Origin of the sequence: Gimesia aquarii (assembly GCF_007748175.1) — a bacterium.
GTDB classification, from domain to species: domain Bacteria; phylum Planctomycetota; class Planctomycetia; order Planctomycetales; family Planctomycetaceae; genus Gimesia; species Gimesia aquarii_A.
On the sequence record NZ_CP037422.1, the window covers coordinates 2,116,909 to 2,138,124 of the forward strand.

The 21,216-nt window shown below is 49.2% G+C and carries 18 protein-coding genes; 13 read left to right on the forward strand and 5 right to left on the reverse strand.

Annotation, left to right across the window (positions count from 1 at the left end; translation table 11 throughout):
* Nucleotides 1-553: 553 nt before the first annotated feature.
* The 3 genes from V202x_RS08470 to V202x_RS08480 all read left to right on the forward strand — a co-directional run bounded on the left by V202x_RS08470 (nucleotide 554) and on the right by V202x_RS08480 (nucleotide 5,903).
* On the forward strand, nucleotides 554-2,854 hold the full coding sequence (locus V202x_RS08470; protein ID WP_145172991.1) for a sulfatase-like hydrolase/transferase: 2,301 nt from the start codon (nucleotides 554-556) through the stop codon (nucleotides 2,852-2,854).
* Between the two features lie 329 nt (nucleotides 2,855-3,183).
* Nucleotides 3,184-3,606 carry a BlaI/MecI/CopY family transcriptional regulator gene (locus V202x_RS08475; protein WP_145172993.1) on the forward strand — a complete coding sequence of 141 codons (423 nt, stop codon included), beginning with the start codon at nucleotides 3,184-3,186 and terminating at the stop codon, nucleotides 3,604-3,606.
* Nucleotides 3,603-5,903: a M56 family metallopeptidase gene (locus V202x_RS08480; protein ID WP_145172995.1), complete on the forward strand. Its 2,301-nt coding sequence runs from the start codon at nucleotides 3,603-3,605 to the stop codon at nucleotides 5,901-5,903. Before V202x_RS08475 ends, V202x_RS08480 begins: the two co-directional genes overlap by 4 nt.
* A gap of 38 nt (nucleotides 5,904-5,941) precedes the next feature.
* Here V202x_RS08480 and V202x_RS08485 read toward each other — a convergent pair whose 3' ends face one another.
* Complete coding sequence (locus V202x_RS08485) at nucleotides 5,942-8,305, reverse strand: HEAT repeat domain-containing protein (protein ID WP_145172997.1); 2,364 nt, start codon at nucleotides 8,303-8,305, stop codon at nucleotides 5,942-5,944.
* Between the two features lie 556 nt (nucleotides 8,306-8,861).
* Between V202x_RS08485 and V202x_RS08490 the strand changes: the two genes are divergently transcribed.
* The 3 genes from V202x_RS08490 (at nucleotide 8,862) to V202x_RS08500 (ending at nucleotide 10,511) form a co-directional block, all read left to right on the forward strand.
* Nucleotides 8,862-9,194, forward strand: coding sequence for a hypothetical protein (locus V202x_RS08490; protein ID WP_145172999.1), 333 nt, complete (start codon nucleotides 8,862-8,864; stop codon nucleotides 9,192-9,194).
* A 349-nt stretch (nucleotides 9,195-9,543) separates the two neighbouring features.
* Entirely contained in the window at nucleotides 9,544-10,008 is a 465-nt protein-coding gene (locus tag V202x_RS08495; RefSeq protein ID WP_145173001.1) for a hypothetical protein, read from the forward strand.
* A 35-nt stretch (nucleotides 10,009-10,043) separates the two neighbouring features.
* Nucleotides 10,044-10,511, forward strand: a complete 468-nt coding sequence (locus tag V202x_RS08500; protein WP_197993295.1) for an SMI1/KNR4 family protein — start codon at nucleotides 10,044-10,046, stop codon at nucleotides 10,509-10,511.
* 87 nt (nucleotides 10,512-10,598) lie between these two features.
* Here the strand turns inward: V202x_RS08500 and V202x_RS08505 are convergent, their stop codons facing one another.
* The gene (locus V202x_RS08505; RefSeq protein WP_145173005.1) at nucleotides 10,599-11,600 is read right to left on the reverse strand and encodes a GlxA family transcriptional regulator; all 1,002 of its coding nucleotides are present in this window, start codon (nucleotides 11,598-11,600) and stop codon (nucleotides 10,599-10,601) included.
* A gap of 103 nt (nucleotides 11,601-11,703) precedes the next feature.
* Here V202x_RS08505 and V202x_RS08510 point away from each other — a divergent pair, with 103 nt between their 5' ends.
* The 5 genes from V202x_RS08510 to V202x_RS08525 all read left to right on the forward strand — a co-directional run bounded on the left by V202x_RS08510 (nucleotide 11,704) and on the right by V202x_RS08525 (nucleotide 14,970).
* Complete coding sequence (locus V202x_RS08510) at nucleotides 11,704-12,612, forward strand: DJ-1/PfpI family protein (RefSeq protein WP_197993297.1); 909 nt, start codon at nucleotides 11,704-11,706, stop codon at nucleotides 12,610-12,612.
* Between the two features lie 71 nt (nucleotides 12,613-12,683).
* Nucleotides 12,684-12,827, forward strand: a complete 144-nt coding sequence (locus V202x_RS27425) for a hypothetical protein (protein WP_197993298.1) — start codon at nucleotides 12,684-12,686, stop codon at nucleotides 12,825-12,827.
* On the forward strand, nucleotides 12,827-13,363 hold the full coding sequence (locus V202x_RS08515) for a hypothetical protein (RefSeq protein WP_145173007.1): 537 nt from the start codon (nucleotides 12,827-12,829) through the stop codon (nucleotides 13,361-13,363). The genes V202x_RS27425 and V202x_RS08515 overlap by 1 nt, the downstream gene beginning before the upstream one ends.
* 528 nt (nucleotides 13,364-13,891) lie before the next feature.
* Complete coding sequence (locus V202x_RS27755) at nucleotides 13,892-14,371, forward strand: DUF2306 domain-containing protein (RefSeq protein WP_409996679.1); 480 nt, start codon at nucleotides 13,892-13,894, stop codon at nucleotides 14,369-14,371.
* Nucleotides 14,372-14,658: 287 nt separating this feature from the next.
* Entirely contained in the window at nucleotides 14,659-14,970 is a 312-nt protein-coding gene (locus V202x_RS08525) for a hypothetical protein (protein ID WP_145173011.1), read from the forward strand.
* Between the two features lie 114 nt (nucleotides 14,971-15,084).
* Here the strand turns inward: V202x_RS08525 and lgt are convergent, their stop codons facing one another.
* The gene (gene lgt, locus V202x_RS08530) at nucleotides 15,085-15,933 is read right to left on the reverse strand and encodes a prolipoprotein diacylglyceryl transferase (protein WP_145173013.1); all 849 of its coding nucleotides are present in this window, start codon (nucleotides 15,931-15,933) and stop codon (nucleotides 15,085-15,087) included.
* Nucleotides 15,934-16,122: 189 nt separating this feature from the next.
* Between lgt and V202x_RS08535 the strand changes: the two genes are divergently transcribed.
* Both V202x_RS08535 and V202x_RS08540 read left to right on the forward strand, forming a co-directional pair.
* The gene (locus V202x_RS08535) at nucleotides 16,123-17,613 is read left to right on the forward strand and encodes a hypothetical protein (protein WP_145173015.1); all 1,491 of its coding nucleotides are present in this window, start codon (nucleotides 16,123-16,125) and stop codon (nucleotides 17,611-17,613) included.
* 160 nt (nucleotides 17,614-17,773) lie between these two features.
* Nucleotides 17,774-18,169, forward strand: a complete 396-nt coding sequence (locus tag V202x_RS08540; protein ID WP_145173017.1) for a hypothetical protein — start codon at nucleotides 17,774-17,776, stop codon at nucleotides 18,167-18,169.
* A 27-nt stretch (nucleotides 18,170-18,196) separates the two neighbouring features.
* On the opposite strand, the gene V202x_RS08545 is transcribed toward V202x_RS08540, so the two are convergent.
* A complete protein-coding gene (locus V202x_RS08545; protein WP_145173019.1) occupies nucleotides 18,197-19,738 on the reverse strand; it encodes a tripartite tricarboxylate transporter permease in 1,542 nt (513 codons plus the stop codon).
* Between the two features lie 60 nt (nucleotides 19,739-19,798).
* The gene (locus V202x_RS08550) at nucleotides 19,799-21,175 is read right to left on the reverse strand and encodes a tripartite tricarboxylate transporter substrate-binding protein (RefSeq protein ID WP_145173021.1); all 1,377 of its coding nucleotides are present in this window, start codon (nucleotides 21,173-21,175) and stop codon (nucleotides 19,799-19,801) included.
* Between the last annotated feature and the right edge of the window lie 41 nt (nucleotides 21,176-21,216).

Here is a 21,216-nt window from a genome sequence, read left to right on the forward strand (position 1 = left end):
GGCAGCGAGCGGGTTAAGCCTGCACTTTATTATACGCGGGAACCGAGCATTCGTGTTGCAAAAAAACAACTGAATTTTAGACGCATGAATTCAGTCTAATTGTTCAATAAATCTCGTCATTTTGCCCGAGAACTTTACAATGATCTACGATTTATGGCAATATGACCCCAAAACATAAACATATAAACACATTCCTGCATCCAGGCGAGTACTGAATGCCTGTTAAACTAGACGTTTGAGGCGGAGGGATCTAACTGCCTGACTTTTACCGACCTCAAATCACAAACCCTGATTTGCAACAAATCGAAGTCGGTTCCTGAAATCTCTTCCATTTCACTCTGCTTATCATCCGGACAATCCAGGACAAAAACTCAAAAGTTGTCGCTTACTGGTGTTAGAGATAGACTGAATTGCATGAAAAGGACCCTGCTTATACAGTGACACATGGAACAGCAGGCAGGCTCAGGAAGAAAATAATCAGTTTCAATGGTTTATGAAGAGTTGAGGCGGATTGCTGTATCAGAACATAAGCATTAACGAAACGAGAAGATAGATGTATCGGAGTCAATTAAGCAAGATAGGCTGGACGTTGTTGGCAGGAGTGCTTCTTTCTAGTTATCCCGCTTCATTGAAGGCCGTCTCCGATCGTCCCCCCAATATCGTCTTTCTCTTGATTGATGATCAAGGCTACTACGATCTGGGTTGTTATGGAGCGACCGAGGTGAAGACACCACGGATCGATGCAATGGCGAAGGAAGGAACGCGCTTTACAGACTACTATGCGGCGGCTCCCATTTGTAGTCCGTCACGCGCAGGATTGTTGACCGGCTGTTACCCGCGTCGGGTTGGCAACGAAATCTGGGTGCATCGAGCAGATTCACGCTCCGGTATCCACCCTAACGAATTGACGCTTGCTGAACTGTTTAAGAATAACGGCTACGCTACCGCCTGCATTGGTAAGTGGCACCTCGGTTTTCATGAATCGTTCCTGCCACGCAATCAGGGGTTTGACCACTACTTCGGATTGCTCCACAATCTGGACCCGGTTGAGATCGTCTATTTCAAGGACAAAGGAGGGGTGCCTCTGATCCGCAACGGCAAGGTTGTCAAACGTCCGGCCGATCCGGCGGAACTGACAAAGCTCTATACCGATGAAGCGATTCGCTTTATCGAACAGAACAAAAAGACTCCGTTCTTTCTCTATCTCCCACATACAATGCTCCACAATCCACTCGGAGTGAGCAAAAAATTCAAGGGCAGCTCAAACTGGGGAGAATATGGCGATGCCATTCAGGAACTCGACCACAATGTCGGCCGAATTTTTGACTCGCTGAAACAGACAGGCATCGATGACAACACGATCGTGATTTACGCCTCTGACAACGGCCGCGGGCCGGGACGCACACCCGAACAAAAAATTCGCGGGCGTAAACTTTCGACTTATGAAGGCGGGATTCGCGTGCCGGCAATCGCCTGGGGACCCGGACTGGGGTTACAGGCGAATGCAAAATCTTCCGAAGTCGTCCGCGCGATGGACTGGTATCCAACGCTTGCAACATTTGCGGGAATTCTCATCCCCAAAGATCGTGTCATAGATGGACGCGATATCAGCCCCTTGTTGAAAGGTAAGACTAGGATCGTTCCCCCTCCGGGAATGAAAAAATCACTTAACGCCTCGGTCCCGCTTCGGCGTCGTTGGAATCCGCCCCTCGAATGGGCGTCCCTGATCCGCCGCAACGAATATAACGACGCATTTTTTTATCACGGCAGCCAGGGGACACTGGCTGCTGTGCGCTGGCATCAATGGAAACTCTATTTGAATCCGAGTCTTGAGCTGTATGATCTGGAAAAAGACCCGGGAGAATCCAAGTTAGTCCGCAATCGTGAGATCACTCGCAAACTACGAGGTATGGCAGTTCTATTCCAGGAGGAAATGCGGCTTGACGCTCGTCCGGCGGGAGAGGCGCCACCGCAAACTAACGCCGAAAGCCGAACTAAAATTTCGCAGACAACGCTCAACAGTCTGAATGTGAAACGGGGTGTGACGTATGCACGCTATGGTGATCGCACATTGGAAATGGATGTGTATCGGCCCAAAAAAGCCTGGGGTAAGTTACCCGCCGTTGTGTGTATTCACGGTGGAGGTTGGGCGAAGGGTAATCGAGTCAATCACGAAAAGGTTGCGCAAGCGATCGCCGCGCGCGGATATGTTGCCGCCACGATTTCGTATCGGTTAAGTGGTGAAGCACCTTTTCCGGCCGCAATTCACGACTGCAAGGCGGCAGTCCGTTTTCTGCGGGCGAATGCTAAAGAGTATGGCATCGACACCGCGAACATCGGAGCGATCGGGCTTTCCGCTGGTGGCCATTTAACGGCGTTGCTCGCAACGTCGGCTGGGGTAGATGAGCTTGAGGGGGAAGGGGGAAACCCGAACTTCAGCAGTACAATTCAGGCAGCCGTGCCGATGGGTGCCCAGACGGATCTACAGTCCCAGCGAACGCGAGAAATTTCGAAAGCAAAAGATCGTGGCAAGATTTGGAGGCAGTTTCTCAACGGAGCACAAGAGGATAAACCGGAGACTTATCGTCTCGCCTCACCTCTGCACCACCTCGATCAAGGCGACCCGCCCTGCTTGTTCATTTCGGGCGAACGAGACGACCCCAGCACACATGCAGACACATTTCGACAACAAATGGATCAGTTAGGTATCCGTTCCGATCTCACTATCATTAAAGACGCCCCTCATCCGTTTCTTGGTAAACAAATCTGGTTTGATAAGATGCTTGATGTGTCTGATGACTTCTTCACCAGACATCTGAAGAATCAGAATCCGGCCCCTTCGGCCAAGCGTTAGATGACCACACAATATCGACTACTGAGACACACGCAAAGACATTCTTCTCTGATCAATGACCATTTGATTTGTTGCGTAAATGGCAGGTCGCAATCACAGGCAAGCCACATCTGCTTCACATCACAAAAATCTTTTAATTCGTTGCAGTAACGGTAAAAGACAAGACTTAGTGGTTGAGTCTATCAGTAAAAACTCCTGCATCGTTGTCTTGTGAATCATGTCCCAAGAGATCACGGGAATTCCATAATTTGTGAAAATTTAAAAGTAATTATTGACAACGACTACAAATGTAGTCACAATGACTACATTGTTAGTTTAAAGGAAAGTGCATGTCAGAATCAGATCACAAGTCGAGTCCCGTTCCACTCTCGAAGGGACAGCGAGAAATCATGGAAATCGTGTGGGATAAAAGCGAAGTTTCTGTCTTTGAGATCCGTCAAATATTAAGTGAAGTGCGTGATGTGGCGCGGAATACCGTGCGGACAATGGTAGAACGCATGGAGGACAAAGGCTGGTTGACGCATCGGGTCATCGGCCGTACCTATTTTTATTCCGCTCTCGTACCGCGCGAAGTCAGTTTGGGTGCGCGTGTGGTCGAGATGGTTGATAAAGCCTGCGGCGGTCACCCCGAACGATTGATGACTGCGTTGATGGATTATCGCGGTTTGACCAAAGAAGAAGTGCAGCGTATTCGCGAAATATTGGATCAGTCACAAGACAAGAAAACTACCAAACGAAGGACACAGACATGACTGACCTGTGGAACGAAATCGTTGGAGTTGACACATTGGTGCTTCTGATCAATGTGCTTGTGCAGAGTACGGTGTTGGTGATTCTGGCATTACTCGCTGCTCGTTTATTGCGACAAAGGGCCTCGGTTCAGCATTGCCTACTGATATCTGCACTCCTGGGTTTGATCATGATCCCTGTATTGACCGTTGTGTTCGCAAATCAAGGGATCGGAGTGATCTCAGTCCCATTCGCATCGAAACCAGCAACGAGCATGCCCCCCAATGCAAACAGGCAACCAGTTGAACTACCCAAAGTCACCGCAGTTCCATCCCTTCAAAAAGTAGTTGCTGTGAATGAAGTCAACAACGAAGGAAATATCGAATCCAGTTCCACTAAAACCCCTGGCATGACTGCCCTAGCAGATCCCCTTAACCTTGACAGTAAGAATCAGGCCTGGACTCACCACAGTCTGACCCATTTCGTAGCGAACGTATTTATTTTGATCTGGTTCATGGGTTTGTGTCTTACTTTATTTGGAATCATTCGAAGTGTCTGGAAGATACGACGTATCATCCGCCTTGCATGTCCCTTATTACTGGAAGACCAGAGCAACATTGTGGCACAGGTGTGTCGAGTCCTGAATATTAAGTCGATGCCCCCCATCGTTTGCTCTCCTGATGTCGCGGGGCCGATGATGACTGGAATCGTTCGACCGCAAATTATTCTGCCTACAAGAATCGTTGCGATTCTGAGTGAAAATGAATTGCGAAACATTTTGCTTCATGAAATGGCACATTTACTGCGCAAAGATCAATTCGTAGTTTTACTTCAGGAACTGGTCGCCGCGTTGTACTGGCTGAACCCACTTGTGCGGATACTTAACCGCCAATTAGCCCGTGCGAGAGAAGAGATCTGCGACAATTATGTTCTGTCCACTGTCGATCCTGTTGAATATTCAAAAACTCTGTTTCGCCTGGGACAAATGTTGCCTCGGCCCCGTTTATTGTCTACCTCGGTGGGCATTTTCAATACTGATTGGAAGCTGGAAGACCGCATTACCGATCTTCTTGATGAGAGGAGAATCACCATGATTCGCATGCAACCGAACTACGCTGCCGCCATCGTTGTTTCAGTATTTGTGCTCTCGATTGTCATTGCCGGCAGCAGCATCGGCTTGGCTCAAGGTAGCACAGACCCCATCGCAACAGAGAAGAAGGAATCAAATGAACGCAAAGTAACGAGTTCTGTTCAACGCGCGATCAAGTTGCTAAGCGAGCATCCAGCGACACCGACGGTCCAACAGGAACAGCTTTCCTTGTTTGCGATCGATGTCGCTACCGGCAAAGTAACGTTGGTGGCGAACGAACCGCACGGAAACTTAACCTATATCGGCTCGCCCTGCTGGTCCGCTCAAGGCCGGCAGATTTTGTTTGATGCAACACCTGGCAAAGACTGGCTCAAAACTCGGTTAATAAAGATTGACATCACCAAGTCATCCACAGAGACCTCGGATCTCGGCGCGGGTAGCTGCCCTGTCTTCTCACCCGATGGCAAACAGATTGCATTCCTTTTGAACAGTAATAAAGTAACGGGAGCCAAAGCAGGCATATGGCTGATGGACAGCGACGGTACTAACCGCCGCAGGCTGGGCGGTTATGGGGTTCCTAAATGGTCGCCCGACGGCCGCCAACTGTTAATTACCAGTTTCTCAAGCCCGGCGCGGGTGACGTTGCTGGATGTTGAAACCGGTAAACAAAGTTTAATTCAAATTGCCAATCACAAGATTTTCTCAATTCCGAATTGGGCAGGCGACGGGCAGACAATTGTGGCTTTGTTGTCTACGAAAAATGGTCATGGCATCGCGTTGATCGATGTCTCTCAACCAGAACAGGCCAAAGTCAAACAAATTCTCTGGCGGATTGGTGATCGACTCGATCTAAAGGTTGCTTATCCCATTTTTTCACCAACTACGGACCGTTGCGTCTTTGTGGGAAAAACCAAAGCGGGAATGGCACTCTACTCGGTTCAACCTGGATCGTTTGATCCACCCCAGCGATTGGAGTCTGACAATCTTGGTCTCGATAAAAAAATTGCCAGCCTCACCTTTTCGCCTGACGGCCGTTATGTATTGTTTTGCAGCGATCGAAATGCTCAGGCAGCCCCAAAAGTTCCGATCAAGTTAAACAATAAAAATCAACCGGACAACATCTCCAAAATAGAGCTTCCACAAGAAGTCCTCACTTTGGACTTCAGCGCAAGCACACAAACAGTAGACATTATTCGCAATCGTGGCAAAGATGCTGTAGAACAAAAATGAATATATTCGCAGCAGAGTTGTACCTAAGAATCAAACCATCAAGATCGATGGTTAACCCAATTCAGTACGCTTGATGTCAGCGTGTATTTTTTGGGCAAATCGCGGCTTTTTTCTTCGAGGCCAAATCGTTCTGTTTGTGGAAGCAGCGCTGCGGCAAGCAGCGCTTCACTTAATACCCGGTCGGACTCTTCTTTCGACATGACGAGGGTCAGATCATCCGGACTCAGTGCCTTCCGACGAAATAAATGATAAATGGCCAAGCGGCGGATTTGTTCGTCACCATCACTGAGCGCGCCTCTCAACACATCCGTGGCGCCTCCGATTTCGATAGCGACCTTATCATCACCGTGTCTCGTGTCCGGACCGTTTCCGAAGGCAACCACGCTCAAAGCAATGCGGCGAACAGAAACCGATTCGTCCGACGTCAGCTTCAATAATTCCGGAATGAGCCGGTCATCGAGTCCGCGACTCAACCAATTGCCTAAGGTCGTCACAATGGCAGACCGTTCCACTGCTGAAGCATCCGCGTTCAGTAATGATAACAGGTACTGTAAATGCTCCCGCGTTACTGGATGGAAACCGTTCATCAGCCGAATCAGCTTGGCCTTCAGTAATGGATATTCTTCACTGGCCATGGTTGTGCGAAGAACTTCTTCCTGAAGTGTGAGATCAGCACCGAACTGCTCCATTGCTTCGATCACAGCCCAGCGTCTTTCTTTTTCAAGATCCTGATAATTAGAAAAGAACCACTCCTGGTAATTGTTTGACTTTGCAAAATTGAAACGGGCTCCAATAGAGGGGCCGAGATTGTTCGACATACAGTCGGTTGCTTGGATATCATAAACACGTGGGTCGTGTTCATCGAGCAGACCGCGTCCGATCAGTGCCAGACGAGCCCAAGTGCGATCGGCGGACGGAATGTGATTAAACAATTTCCAGAGTTGTTCGTCCGTGCCTTGTTTGCAGACAATTTCACGATACGTTTCCTGGTTCTTGCCAAAGCCTGACTCAAAGCGACCCGACACTAGCCGGTCGCACATGTCCCCGCATTGTTGTTCTGAGAGTGAACATTCCTTGAGAACGTTGGCCAGGCCTGTGTCCCCGTTGTGCAAGCGGTCAATCAGAGAATTGATGATCATATCCGACAAAGGCGTCGCATGCTGCACCAAACTCTGTGCCGCTGTGCTGACAAATCGGTCGTCGCTGTCGAGCAGTTTCAGAACTTCGTCCCAAACCAGATCAAGATACGGTTTGAACGGCTCGAATTCATCGAGGACGTCCTGTGGTAGCTTATCACGTTTGACATCCAACCAGGCGTGCAGCCTGCGAACGGCTGCCAACACATTATCACGGTCAAAGGCATTTGGCTGAACATTGTAGATTGATGGATCTAACCGCTTTCGTTTCCGAAGTGACATTTCACGCTGTCTGCGTGCCTTCAGAGCCGCCGATTTTTTTCTTGAGACCTTTTCGAGACGTAAAAGCAGATCTCCCCAGGGAAATGCTTCGTCCGGGTGATAGAGCTGTTGAGAGTACCCTACTAAATCATCGGCATCGAATTGAGCAGGCTTCGGATACACACCATCATCCGACAATAGTATATCGTTTTGTAACGCTTGTTCGGCCACTTGCATTGCCAGGGCTCGCTGAGATTCATCCTTCGGCCGTTCATACTTTCGTAAAGCACAATACGCGGCTGTAGCGATAAGTAATGGTACCGGGGTGTTCAATTCGACAGAGCCATTTTTGAGCAGGTCTGACAGGAGGTCGAAATACTGTTCCGCAACTGAGCCGCCATTCAAATAGCTGCACGCGATGAGCGCCGAACAGCGAACCGTATCAGGCTGTGATTCATCTGTAGAAATTGTCAATAGTCTGGGACAACGATCAAAGGCGTGAGCCGGAAAGAATGCCATCAGGTAACACGACGAAATAATAGTGCGGGGATTCTCATCGTCCAGCAGGGCTTCATACAACGGCATACCTGCGGCCACACCCAAATAGCACTCTCGCCCATACTCATCGTTGGCGTGTGAATACTCGCGCTTACTGTGACCCACAAATTCATTGAGCTTGACGTAATCCAAATCTTCAGGATATCCAAGTGCAAAGTTTGCCAGGAGTTCGAGGATCAACGGTTTTTCGGTAATCGACTGATACCGCAAAAGTTGTTGAAAGAGCGGAATTGCAGCAACCGTCGCTGAGTACACACTTCCCTGATGAAAGAGATTTGAAGTAAATCCCCAGAGCAGACCGCCCCGTTCGTCTTTGTCGGCAGTCACCAGCGCACGAATCTGCTCAGGCACATCAATGGCTGCCCCGTATGCGTGTGATAATTCGGTCCACGGAATCTGATCCAGCATTGACAGATCGGGATCTCCAGATAGATTCACAGCTTCCACAGTCTGAGCCTTTCTGAAATGTGAGTCACATTGATGGCTGGGTTAGCCATTTGAAACTGTCCAACGAATTACTTTTGCGACGAATAGAAAAAAGTTCAGGGACAGAATAATTGAGCCCCGAGACAAGAGGAAAACGGAACGCGGGCATTGGCCCGTTCCATTTGCCTTCCTTAACACCATGCCGATTAATCCAAGGCTCCCGCTGGTCTCAAATCTCTACCCCCTCTACAATGAATCAGAAGCCTGTTCCAAAGTTTGCCATGCCCAAAGGAACTATCGCGCCGAACACTTTTGGACCTGCTTCCTTTATCGCCTTCAATAAGAACATCGACCGCTGTTTTGAGTAATATTGTTGTTGATTTGAACCTTCATCATTATTAATTGAACTACTATAGTAGGAATGAAGATGAAATTGCAAAGACATTCCAGATTGATCTTAGTTATGCTAGGCTGCACGCTGTTTGGGGCTGCGATGGTTTTATTGTTTCAGCTCATATGGCAAGCTGCCGAGGAGCATGAACGCAACCCTAACAGAGTAAATTTGAGAAATCAAATCATGCGTAGAAAAACAAAAACAATGCATGACATCCTGGATGGAATGATTTATGGCGACTTAGGCCGCGTTGAAACTGCTGCAAACAGAATGCAAAAATATAGTGAGACCATTAATGAATTTCTATTGGATCCCAGATACGAAAAACTCAGTCTCGAATTCGATCTTTCTATCAGTGAACTGAGTGATTCGGCCATTCGGAAAGACATGGACGCTGCCAAAGAGGCGACTCTCCGATTGGAGAGAAATTGCATCGAGTGCCATTCACATATCAACCGGAAAAATCGCAACTTAAAACCAAAAGCAACAAATGAATCATCCTTCAATGAGACTTGAGCAGAGATTAATAGCGCATCAGTTCAAGAACGTATTAACTCATTCTCGGAAGAAGACGATTCCTCCTCAAAATAAGTTTGTCGTCATTATTCTTCTGAGAAATATTGATTAATTTTTTACAAACAATATAAATGAATTCCATTCTTTACCAAGTTTGATTCTATTTGATCATTGAGTCCAAGAAAATACGTCACCATCCAGGAAAACTGTTGCCGTTATTCTCGATTGTGATAGTTCGTTTTTCTTGTTGACAGAAGATATCAGTTTGATACGATTTTTCGTGTTTTCAATCCGATAAGAAAAGCTTTCTTAGTGATCACAAATTATTCGACTAACAGGATTTCTCGACATGCATGACCTTCAATGGACTCCAGACCTTGAATCCTGGGCAATGATGCTGAACAACGACGTCTTTGATGAACTTGAGATTGAAGTGAAAACCGATGGAGAAGCGGACCCACCCACACCTAAACAGATTGCTGCGGTCGACATGATTTGCAGCCTGACCAGAGCTGACCTTAAAACCGTCCCAACGCTTGTGAAAACGTGGGCTGAAGAGAATATGGAAGAAGAAGATCTGGAAGAAATGGAGGCAGAAGACTTCGAGCTTGAGATTGGCGGTGTGGTTGTCCCGAAGTTACGTGATTCTGAAGCGTTATATTTTATCTTTACTGGCGATTCCGAAGTTGATATCGAACATGGTCTCGGATGCGTCTGTAAAAACGGTTCGCAGTTCGCTCTCTGCGACACGGATTATGCATATATGGATTACGACTGGGATGCAATCAAAGAGTTAGAAGCTCTGTTCGCCTGAATTTCCAGCGATTGTGCAGTAAAGGGATGAACGTGATGGCGACAAATGACATCACACGACTTTGGACGTTTTCTGACGGCTCACAAGCCCCTGACGCACCACCACCGGTGACCGATGCACAGCTTGACGAATTTGAAACACGGTATGGCATCAAGTTGCCGCCGGAAATGATCAAACTTTATGAACAACAAAATGGTGGATTTTCGGAACGTCACCTTTTCTCATTCTGGTCAATTCAACTTGGGGAAAACTCCGACATCACAACACTTCAGAGTTTGATGGACTATCACGACGAGGATGGGCTTGAATCTATCTGGAAAAAACAACTTGGTGACCTCAATCATGTGTTTGTCATCCTGGGTGATGGTCATTTTTACTTCGTACTGAACTACAATGAAATTCGTGATGGTCAGCCAATCGTTTGGTATGTCTCGGACGAAGTGGTGCGATCAACGTCTTTCAATTTCGCTGATTGGTTATTCAGTGATGGAGGTGCTGCATAATAAGGTTGTTAACTTCTTCTTCTCTGTGAAGTTAATTGAACCAATTATTTTTGCAGCTGTTCGATGAATCGTACATCCTCTCACGGGTCATTGCTGGCAGAATCGCCGACGATAATCGCTGGGAGCGACTTTCACTACGCGATGGAATGAACGCCTCATTGAATCTGCGCTACCGAAGCCGCAACTTGTCGCGATCTCATCGAGTGATTGATCCGTCTCTTCAAGATGCCGACGCGCCGCTTCGACCCGAAGTTTTTCGACGAATGCAGCGGGCGTTTGTCCGACTTCACTACGGAAAACTCGCGAGAAGTTGCGGAGACTCATATGAACCCGTTCGGCCATAGCCTCAACGGAAAGATTACTGGATGGGTTGTCCACAGCCCACGCCATCAGCTCGCTGATGGAATTTCGTTCGGTGTGTTGCGATTCCAATGTGACACTGAACTGAGACTGCCCGCCCGGACGGCGCATGAAGACCACAAGGTTTCGGGCACAGTCGAGTGCCATTGCTCGCCCCAAGTCCTCTTCCACAAGAGCTAACGCGAGGTCGATGCCAGCAGTTACGCCAGCGGACGTATAGACATTCCCATCCTTCACAAAAATCGAATCGGCCTGGACCTCGACTTCTGGAAACCGAGCGGAGAGTTCCTCAGTTCCACGCCAATGGGTCGTTGCCTTTTTGCCGTCAAGGAGCCCGGCTTCTGCTAGAAGAAACGCTCCACCACAGATCGACACGATGCGGTGAGACCGCCTCGACAAGCGTCGCAGTATCGTCGATGAACGAGTGGACGACTTCGTTGCAGATGGCAAGTCAGCGGCTGGGACGATTAGCGTGTCGATGTCGCCGCGGCAATTTCGCGCCGTTCGGTGACTTGCCATTGAAATCCCTCCGCTAGCGAGAATCATCGCGGACCCGTCGCCGCTAACTAATTCTAAATTATATGGTTGCTTTTCGCCTCTTGTTAACGTGTTCGCAAGAGAGAAAACTTCCCACGGTCCGGCTAGATCAAGCAGGACAACCTGCGGAAACGCAAGAAACACGATGCGGCGAGATTTGCCTTTGCCAGAAGCGTTGCGTCTTTTTTTCATCTATTTCCCTCTATGTCAAAAATGGCTGAATTTGTCGGATTATTGTCATTTACGCCATTTGTAATGTCAAGGATAATCTGTTCGTCGTCGGGTGTTGGACTCGATGCATCTCACGAATGTCACCACCAAGGAGAAAGAGATGAATATAAATGAGAATGAAGCGCATACGGAAAAATCGTCACTTAATAGGAGGCAATTCGCCGGCTCCGCGGCCGCATTGGCGATGACGGTCGGCGTGACAGGCGGAACGAGAGCGGCTGCCGCGGAGAACAAGAATGTGCAGAGGGGAAAACATGAAATGCCGTCCCCTCACAAGGAGCGGAAGCCTGTAGTCGGCATGCTCGTTCACCCTGGCGTGACACTGCTAGACCTACTTGGCCCGCAAACAGTTCTTGCCCCGTCGTGCGACGTCCACCTGGTCTGGAAGAACACCGACCTGCTCGAAACCGATAGTGGCATCGTCATGAAAGCGTCGTGTACGTTCACCGACTGTCCCAAAAACCTGGACGTGCTGTTCGTTCCCGGCGGCTCGTTCGAGGTTATGGAGGACCCCGAAGTTCTACGATTCCTGGCCGACCGGGGTTCGCGGGCGAAGTGGGTCACGAGCGTCTGCGGGGGTTCGATCGTGCTGGGGGCTGCGGGCCTCATGCAGGGATACAAGGCGACATCTCACTGGGCCGTCCGTGACCTCCTGACAAACTTTGGGGCAACACCAGTGGAAGAGCGGGTCGTGATCGACCGCAACCGGGTTTCCGGCGGTGGAGTGACGGCTGGTATCGACTTCGGTCTGGTACTACTGGCGAAGTTGCTGGGCGAGGATGTGGCAAAGATGACGCAATTGGCGCTAGAGTACGACCCAGCCCCACCATTTGACGCCGGTACGCCGAAGAATGCCGGTCCGGCGGTTGTGAAGAAATTCCAGGAGTGGTTCGGGGGAGCCGGAAACATGCTGGCTCCGATGTGTACCGCCGCTGGAAAAAAGATGGGCGACTACACGCCGATCGCGAAGTAGTGAGCCGTAATCGGCCTCACTGTCCGCCTCTTAGGCGGGCAGTAGACCGACTTCAAGTGAGAGGTGCGACGGTGAAACCAATAACTGCAAATGAATTCGAGCGAATCTCAGAGGCGACCGTGGCTTCGCATCAAGCAGATTGGCCACTAAACAATGCGATCGATTTACAACGAATTTCGGAAGCAATTGGCGCTTCCCAGAACAGGAGTATCTGATGGAATATCTACGTGTGTTACCGTACCACAACCTCACTCGCTGGATCGTGTTATTGGCCGCATTTTGGACGTTGATCCAGGCATGGCATGGGTTGTTTTACAGGCGGAAGTGGAGTCGCAGCGACAAGCTGGCCGGGTTGACATTTACCTCAGTTGCAAACGTGCAGTTCCTCATCGGACTGACTCTGTACGTCATCAGCCCGAATATCAAACCACTCTTAGGAGCACCAGCTTATCCCTTCAGCAACAAGATGGCGTTTTTCCTGACAATATATCATCCAGCGGTGATGTTCATTGCGGTTGGACTCGCACAGGCAGTCTATTCAGTCGCCAAGCGTGTTGTTGATGATAGGAAGAAATTCCGATGGGCAGCTTACGGTTACTCACTTGCGGTTGTATTGATGATTGCGGCAATCCCTTGGCCGTTTTACAGTTTTGGCCGACCCTGGTTTCGTCCACTCGTTCGCTACGTCGATCCTACAGTCGAGGCGGACGGTTTTATATACACACGGATAATACATCAGCGGCTACCCTAGCAGCCGTCTTAGGTTGCTGCACTGAATGAACTAGGAGTCCGTCATGGGACATGTCGATGAACTGTGGAAGAGAGCCACAGGTAGATGATAAAACCTCCGCGGCCAAAGACATCGGCAAGTATACTCCGGTCGCGAAGTATTGAGTCGTAATCGGTGTAACTGCTCGCCTCTTCAAAGGGCAGTGGACCGAGTTCAGATGATAGGTTCAATGGTGAAACGACTGACAGTCAATGAAATCGTAACGCTGGTTGTAGCGGCCTGGTCGAGGATCTCCTCATGACGTCGCGACCAGCCGCTAAAGATCGAGCCGCCCGCAAGGCCAGCACTCCCACCCGTGACTGGAAGAGCTGGATTGCTTGGGGCGTTGCAGTCGTTGCTGTGCTGTGGATACTACACACGGCGACGCAGTATTTCGCGATGGGCGTCGACCGCACGACGTTCATGCAGCACAAAGTGCAGTCTGGGTTTGAACCTTGGGCTGGATGGCGGATCGTACTCGGAGTGCATGTGGCTGCCGCGATCACCGCAATGGCGACTGGGGTTGTGGCTTTCGTGCTGGGCATACGCAAACAACGCTGGCCCCTGCATCGGTTGGCCGGCCGGACCTACGCTGTCGCGGTCGTCATATCCGCCGTAGCGGGGCTCCCACTGGCATTCACTGCGACTGGCGGTGCCTCCGCTACCATCGGTTTTCTGCTACTCAATGGTGTGTGGCTGGCGACAGCGGCCGCCACCTACCTGCTGGCCCGACGGCACGACATCGCAAGGCATCGTGCTTGGGCGGTGCGGAGCTACGCTGTCACCTTCGCAAACATGACGCTCCACCTCCTGACCGCATTGCTGACGGATCCGCTTGACAGTCGCGCGGCGGCATACATCGTGGCGGTGTGGCTCTGCTGGCCGGTGAACCTGTGCGCTGCAGAGGTCGCGCTGCGGGCGGGAGCTCGTTTAAACGCTCGGTCAAAAAAGGCAGTCACGCAAAAACGAGCGGCTTCCACGGGCAATTAACGGCTCGCCCATGGTGGTCGGCGCGCGGCAAGTCGAAACGGACGACGTGAATTAGGGCAGCGACAACACAGCTCACGTAATCATTCTTTTAGGATTGAGCGATCTGTGGTCGCAGAGAGTTACGCGACGCTTTGGGCGGTTGGTGACACTGATACAGCCGTCGAATTTATACTGAAATCAATCTGGCTGACATGAAGCATTCTGGAATCACTTGTGTTGTTTGTTTTGGATTCGAATGATTCCCAATCAAACTCAGTTTCATCTGACTGAAAAGGAGTGTGCGCGAAATGGGTGGATTTTCGGAACGTCACCTTTTCTCATTCTGGTCAATTCAACTTGGGAAAAACTCCAACATCACAACGCTTCAGAGTTTGATGGACTATCACGATGAGGATGGGCTTGAATCCATCTGGAAAAAACAACTTGGTGACCTCAATCGTGTGTTTATCATCCTGGGTGACGGTCATTTTTACTTCGTACTGAACTATCATGAAATTCGTGATGGTCAGCCAATCGTTTGGTATGTCTCGGACGAAGTGGTGCGATCAACGTCTTTCAATTTCGCTGATTGGTTATTCAGTGATGGAGGTGCTGCATAATAAGGTTGTTAACTTCTTCTTCTCTGTGAAGTTAATTGAACCAATTATTTTTGCAGCTGTTCGATGAATCGTACAGTTAGTGTGAAATGCTTGCCTTCATCCTCTGCATGCCGATCAGGGCTTTTTTGCTTTAGAGCCACTGTCGGCTGGCGTGGGAGGCTTTCGATAAAATAAGAGCAAAATCCCCACGATCACAAGCGGAATGCTGAGCATTTGCCCTACACTTAATGGCAGGTTTTGAGCAAATTCCGCTTGTCGCATTTTGAAGAATTCCAGAATAAACCGCGCAGAAAAGACCAATATGAAAAAGAGGCCGATGAGCAAACCACGGGGGGTCTCGGAGCGATACTTACGGTAGAGCAGATACAGAACGAGAAAAATGCAGCCATAGCAAAAAGATTCATAGAGCATGACGGGATGCCGTGGCGACAACCGTGCTTCCCGCGTCTCGAGTCCCAGACCATTCACAAACACCACCGCCCAGGGCACATCGGAAACACGTCCCAGAATCTCCGAATTGAAAAAGTTGCCGATTCGAATAAAGAAACCTGCAAGTGCAACGGGAATCGCTAAACGATCTAATAACCACAATAAAGGTTGGTCCGGATGCTTGCGTGAATAGAGCCAGGCCGAAAGTGTAATTCCGACAGCAGCACCATGACTGGCCAGTCCCCCATTCCAGATCTCAAGAAAACGAATCGGGTTCTCAAAAAAATAGGCGGGATGATAAAACAGACAGTGCCCGAGACGCGCACCGACAATCGTACCAATCACCATATAAATGAGTAGAGAATCAACATCGTCGACATTCCGGTTTTCCGTTTTAAACATCCAGCGCAACAGAAGGTAGCCACAGATGAAACCGGCTGTGAAAAAGAGACCGTAATAACGAATCTTGAGCGGGCCCAGTTCAAACAGGACCCGGTTGATATCCCAATTCAGGTGGGCGATGACTGGATACACGTTCTTGATTACTCCCGAATTCTGAAATGTTGGTTTTGATCGATTCTGTGATTTCAGAATGGTACCAATGTGCTATGATTATCAGACCGAAAGATAGACCATTCAGCAAGTTAAGCCTAGTCCGAATTCGGAGATTGGCATGATTCAGAACCATTTGAGCCTGTCCGCTGGAGAAAGTACGATTTCCTGATGAACGATCGACTGCCAAGATTGATTTCCGGTGCACTCGTTGTGCTGTCAAGCTTTGCGTTGTGGGAAATCATTCAAATCAAAGGGGCCGCTTTGATTCAGCAGCCTTCACTTGCATCGGCGGCAGCGGTTTGTTGCCTGATTGCTGTTTTTCTCGGAATTGCGGGATTCCTGGCCCCCCATCGCTATTGGGAAAACGTACTTCGCCAATGGAGCGACTTGTATACAAATTTTTCTCGGCCAGCACAGCCGGCACATCACTGGTTGGGAAGTGTGTTACTCTCTTTTTCCATGATCATTTACTTTGTTGTGATGATGAAAATGATTCCTCTCCAGCCTTCACCTGAAAACAACGATCAGGGGGCCTTCCTCGCTCAAGCACAAGCGGTACAAACATCTGGCGGGCCAACAGTATTAATTCGACAACTCGTTTCCGGAACCTATCAAGAAGCGAATCAGCATCCGCTGTATGTGGCATTGCTCTCCTACTTCCCCGATTATGAAAGTGGCAAACGCCTCTCGGCAATCTTCGGTTTATCTGCGTTACTCCTCTTCTCAATGGGAATCACCCGACAGTACGGAACACTCGTTGGTGGCTTGACCGGTTTTTTCATCAGTGTCAACGCAGCATACTGCCAATTGACAGGCCGCGTCGTTTGCGAAGGCTTGCTCTTATTTTTTCTGGCTGGCTTATGGTTGATTGTGTTACGACTGCCCGATCTTAGAAGCGGTCGTCTTCCTTATCTGCATTTAATGGGAATCGGAATTTTACTCGGTCTGGCATGGCTGACTAAAGGTACGGCTCTATTACTGATACTGGGGCTTGGGCTCTGGTATTGTTCGTATGTTGTGAACTGGCGTCAGTTATGCGCGCGGTTCATCAGAAAAACTACTACTGTTGATAACAAAGTGAACGTAAAGCAGGCCAACACAACTGCAGTGCCTCTGAAAACGATTTTCGTCGCCCTGACGCTGATCATCGTCAGCTTTGCTCTCATTGCCGCGCCGTTACTTGTCCGCAATGCGCGCGTGTATGGCAGCCCCACGTTCAATGCCAATTCATACTTGATGTTTCAAGATGAATTCACCGAACCGCATGCGCTGGCGAAACAGAGTACTTTGAGAGAAGCCGCTCAGGCGTATTTCAAGACGCACTCGGTTTCAGAGATCGTAAAGCGGGAAGTGAAAGGCTTGCTCTGGCAGGTTTTTATTTTCTTGCGGAGTCTGGGACCATTGCCGTTTGATGAAGGACGCTTGTTCTTTGGCTTGCTGGCACTTCCGTTTCTGGTCATTGGTCTCATTGCGGAAACGCATCCGGCGCGACGCTTGTATCTGATCTGGATGGTCTTGTTCTGGGTCGCGTTTGCCTGGTATCTGCCGATTGCCGCCGGGGAACGTTTTTTGATGCCATTGTTACTGCCTGCGCTCGCGTTTATCAGCCTGGGAATCGTGCGGGTGGGTCAGTTATTTGTGCAACGTCGCACTGCCTGACTCTCATATAACTCTAGTGCGCGATGTTTATCTCACTACCCAGGAGTCGATCGGGTACGATTTCCCAATACAAACCGAGCGCAGAAGATGCGCGGCTGGTAAATCTCATCTAGAGATTCGGTTTCTATTTTAAACAATTTATCCTTCAGAAGCATTTGGCATGATATTTTTGTCTTTCGTTCGTTTGACTCGTCTTTATGTTCTACGCCTGCAGGTAATTTTCACAAACGGCGTAAAACAGGTAAGTAAAACTTATGCGCCTTATTGTCTCGATTATGGACCAATCGCACAAAATCGAATCGTAAAAATTGAAAAATGGTATCTGAAACACGGAAATCAGAGCCTTAAAAGTGGTGAAGATCAGAAACCGGTGCTGCCTGTTTATACTCGGACAATAAAAAACGCCTTGTTTTTGATAGTGACCGAGTCAGCAGGTACGCAGGTATTCACTCACCAGAATTTTTCCCTCGCGCGCGCGACGCAGATGAGTGAGTTTCGGAATCCGCACAGGCGTGTCAAGCTGCAGAAGTCTTCACTGATTACAAAACAGAACTGAATAAATTGAGGCGATGAGAAATAAACACTAGTTGGCACTCTGCCATTTTTTTCTGAGCAGCGGCATGAATACAGGAACCAGCCAAAGTGCGATGCAGAAAATTCCCAACCCCGCAGAAATGGGACGGTTAAAGAATGACAACAGGCTATCATCCTTGGTTAAATTTTGCACAAAGGTTTGTTCCAACTGTCCGCCGAGAATAATTCCCAATACAACCGGGCCGAGGGGAATCGCAAAGACTTCGAGTACAAATCCAATGATCCCCATCCCCAGCATGACCCAGACATCAAAGTAACTTCCATTGATTGAATACGAGCCAACCACACAGAACATCAAAATCAAAGGCATCAAGATACGGCGTGGCACGCGCACCAGTTGTGAGCCACTACGAATGGCCAGGAAGCCGAGCGGAATCAACAATAAATTCGCAATGATAAACGTGAGATAAATTCCATGTACGAGTACCAGCTGATCGGCGTTATTAAAAATCTCAGGGCCGGGTGTAATGTTTTTCATTAATAACACGCCGATCACAATCGCAGTCACCGAGTCACCCGGTATACCCAGGACGAGTGCGGGGATCCAGGCTCCCGCCAGCGCGGAATTATTCGCACTGGTGGCATCACCCACGGCATCGAGCGATCCTTTTCCATATTCTTCAGGAGTTTTAGATGATTTTTTGGAAACGGCATATGAAATCCAGGCGGCAATGTCGGCACCGGCACCGGGAATCATGCCAATGGTGGATCCAATACAACTGGAACGAAACCAACTGAATTTTCGTTTCCAGAGATGCGGTAATACGCCGCCAAATACGGGCTTTAAATGTTTGAACCAGGACTTGTCATCGTCTGAAATGACTGCTGATGTCAACTTCCCGGATTCTTCATCGGTCTTCGAAGTCAAGCAATTTCTGAAGACTTCAGAAAGACCAAACAGGCCGATCATCGCGGGAATGAAATTAATACCGGTAAATAATTCATCAAAGCCAAACGTAAAACGGGGGACGCTGTGAACTTCACTCAAGCCAACCGTAGAGAACATCAAACCAATCATCAATGCCAGCGCACCTTTGAGTCGGGATCCTGTTGAAACAATGGCGGCACAACTCAAGCCGAGTACATACAACCAGAAATATTCGTAGGTCGTAAAGTGGAATGCGATTTTCGCTAACTGAGGAGCCGCTAAGATCAGCACCAGCGCACCAAACAATCCACCGGCGACACTGAAAACCAGAGAGACTCCCAACGAAGTCTCGTGTAAACCGCGTTGCGTGAGTGAGTAGGCATCGTCGGTATATGCGGCCGAGGAAGGGGTTCCCGGTATGCGGACGAGCGTGGTGGGAATGTCTCCCGCAAAGATGCTGCAGGCTTCCAAAGTTACAATCGCGGCGATCGCTGACAAGTTATCGAGATAAAATGTCAATGGAATCAGTAGCGCGACTGCCATTGTCGCCGTGAGACCGGGAATCGATCCCACAAACAGACCATATACGGCCGATAGAAAGATAACCAGTAGCACTTCCGGTGAAACAATATTCTGTAATGCAGTAACGAATGTCGGATCCATGTTGTTTCTTCAATGAGCTTTACGATTCGCAGAACAAGAACGAAGACACTTTACAACGACCTACCAACCTAAAACGCCCTGCGGTAAAGGGACGCGCAAGAGCTGGGCAAACAATGTATAAATTCCCGGAATAAACAGGAGTGTGATCAATGCGCTCATCCACCAGCGCGTTCCCAATTTCCATAACAATAGAAAGAGAATCGCTCCAGCAGTGAGAATAAAGCCAAGCTCTTCCGCAAACAGCAAATAAGCTACGATTCCCAACAGGATCAACACGGTATTCACCACTCCCTGCTTCGTTACCGTATCCTTTGACACATCGGGGGCGAGGGCATGAACTTTTTTCTGAACTCCCAGGCAACCTAAAATCACACAGATAGCCACTGCCAATAATCCGGGAAAGACGAGTGGACCAGTTCCCCGAGATGACATCTGAGAAAACGCATCGCTGGTTAACAGTTTCCCCAGCGTTTTATCATTGGTTTTCAGGAACTGTGCGTACTCATCATTGGCTCGATACTTCGTACTCAAGCCGGCAGCTTGCATGAGTTCGGGAAATGTTTTCCCCTGCAAGGTTGTTTCACCGCTGGTGATTTTTTTGACGACCTTCGAGATTTTATCAACAATGGGCGGAGGGGTTCCCACAGGCAACGCCAGTCCATTCCAACCTGAGATCGACCAATCCATACCCTGTGAACGAAATGTAGGAACGTCCTGGAACTCGGCCAGCGATTCTTCAGCCATCACACCCAGGCAGCGCACCTGACCAGACTCGTACAACGTCTTCGCTTCCGGCAGACTGCAACACACTAAATCCACTCCGCCACTGGCCAGCTCCTGCAAAGAGGGACCAGCTCCATTCATGGGAATCCATTTAATGTCGTCTGCGTTCAAACCACTGAAATCAAGCCAGCCTGCTAATGCAAGATGCCAGATTCCACCGCTGGCTGTTCCCGTTGCCGTTAATTTTCCGGGATTCTCTTTTACAAAATCCTGCAGTTCCTGCATGCTCTGAAAGGGAGAATCTTTTTTCACAAAAACCGCAGCCGCACCATCCACAAGCGACATAATCGGAATCGCATCCTGGTGCGTCAGCGATGTCAGATCCTGCCAATGCAACATATTTAATTCGCCGGTGATGATGGCCAGGGTATATCCATCAGGACGGGCCTTTAAGCCACGGCTATGACCGGTGACTCCACGTCCTCCCGTCGCGTTGATCACATTAACGGGAACTCCCAGTTCCTGCTCCAGAAACACAGCCAACTGACGTGAGGTGCGATCTGTCGCTCCGCCGACAGACCAGGGACAGATGATGGAAATCGGCCGATCTGGATAATTTTCGACCGAACTGGAAGAACAGCCTCCCCAAAGGAGAGAAAGCAGTAGCAGGGGCTTTAATCCAACTGTCGCGTAGCGCATCGCACGTTGATTCATCAGTCCAGTACCATCATGTATTCAAATGATCGATTGCAGAA

Excerpts from the sequence above, each read along its gene's own strand:
- V202x_RS08505 (WP_145173005.1), bottom strand. The coding sequence starts at position 11,600 with ATGAAAAAAAGACGCAACGCTTCTGGCAAAGGCAAATCTCGCCGCATC.
- V202x_RS08550 (WP_145173021.1), bottom strand. The coding sequence starts at position 21,175 with ATGAATCAACGTGCGATGCGCTACGCGACAGTTGGATTAAAGCCCCTG.
- V202x_RS08490 (WP_145172999.1), top strand. The coding sequence starts at position 8,862 with ATGCGTAGAAAAACAAAAACAATGCATGACATCCTGGATGGAATGATT.
- V202x_RS08480 (WP_145172995.1), top strand. The coding sequence starts at position 3,603 with ATGACTGACCTGTGGAACGAAATCGTTGGAGTTGACACATTGGTGCTT.
- V202x_RS08545 (WP_145173019.1), bottom strand. The coding sequence starts at position 19,738 with ATGGATCCGACATTCGTTACTGCATTACAGAATATTGTTTCACCGGAA.
- V202x_RS08495 (WP_145173001.1), top strand. The coding sequence starts at position 9,544 with ATGCATGACCTTCAATGGACTCCAGACCTTGAATCCTGGGCAATGATG.
- V202x_RS08510 (WP_197993297.1), top strand. The coding sequence starts at position 11,704 with ATGCATCTCACGAATGTCACCACCAAGGAGAAAGAGATGAATATAAAT.
- V202x_RS08470 (WP_145172991.1), top strand. The coding sequence starts at position 554 with ATGTATCGGAGTCAATTAAGCAAGATAGGCTGGACGTTGTTGGCAGGA.
- V202x_RS08535 (WP_145173015.1), top strand. The coding sequence starts at position 16,123 with ATGAACGATCGACTGCCAAGATTGATTTCCGGTGCACTCGTTGTGCTG.
- V202x_RS08500 (WP_197993295.1), top strand. The coding sequence starts at position 10,044 with ATGGCGACAAATGACATCACACGACTTTGGACGTTTTCTGACGGCTCA.
- V202x_RS27755 (WP_409996679.1), top strand. The coding sequence starts at position 13,892 with ATGGCGACTGGGGTTGTGGCTTTCGTGCTGGGCATACGCAAACAACGC.
- V202x_RS08515 (WP_145173007.1), top strand. The coding sequence starts at position 12,827 with ATGGAATATCTACGTGTGTTACCGTACCACAACCTCACTCGCTGGATC.
- V202x_RS08525 (WP_145173011.1), top strand. The coding sequence starts at position 14,659 with ATGGGTGGATTTTCGGAACGTCACCTTTTCTCATTCTGGTCAATTCAA.
- V202x_RS08475 (WP_145172993.1), top strand. The coding sequence starts at position 3,184 with ATGTCAGAATCAGATCACAAGTCGAGTCCCGTTCCACTCTCGAAGGGA.
- V202x_RS08540 (WP_145173017.1), top strand. The coding sequence starts at position 17,774 with ATGATATTTTTGTCTTTCGTTCGTTTGACTCGTCTTTATGTTCTACGC.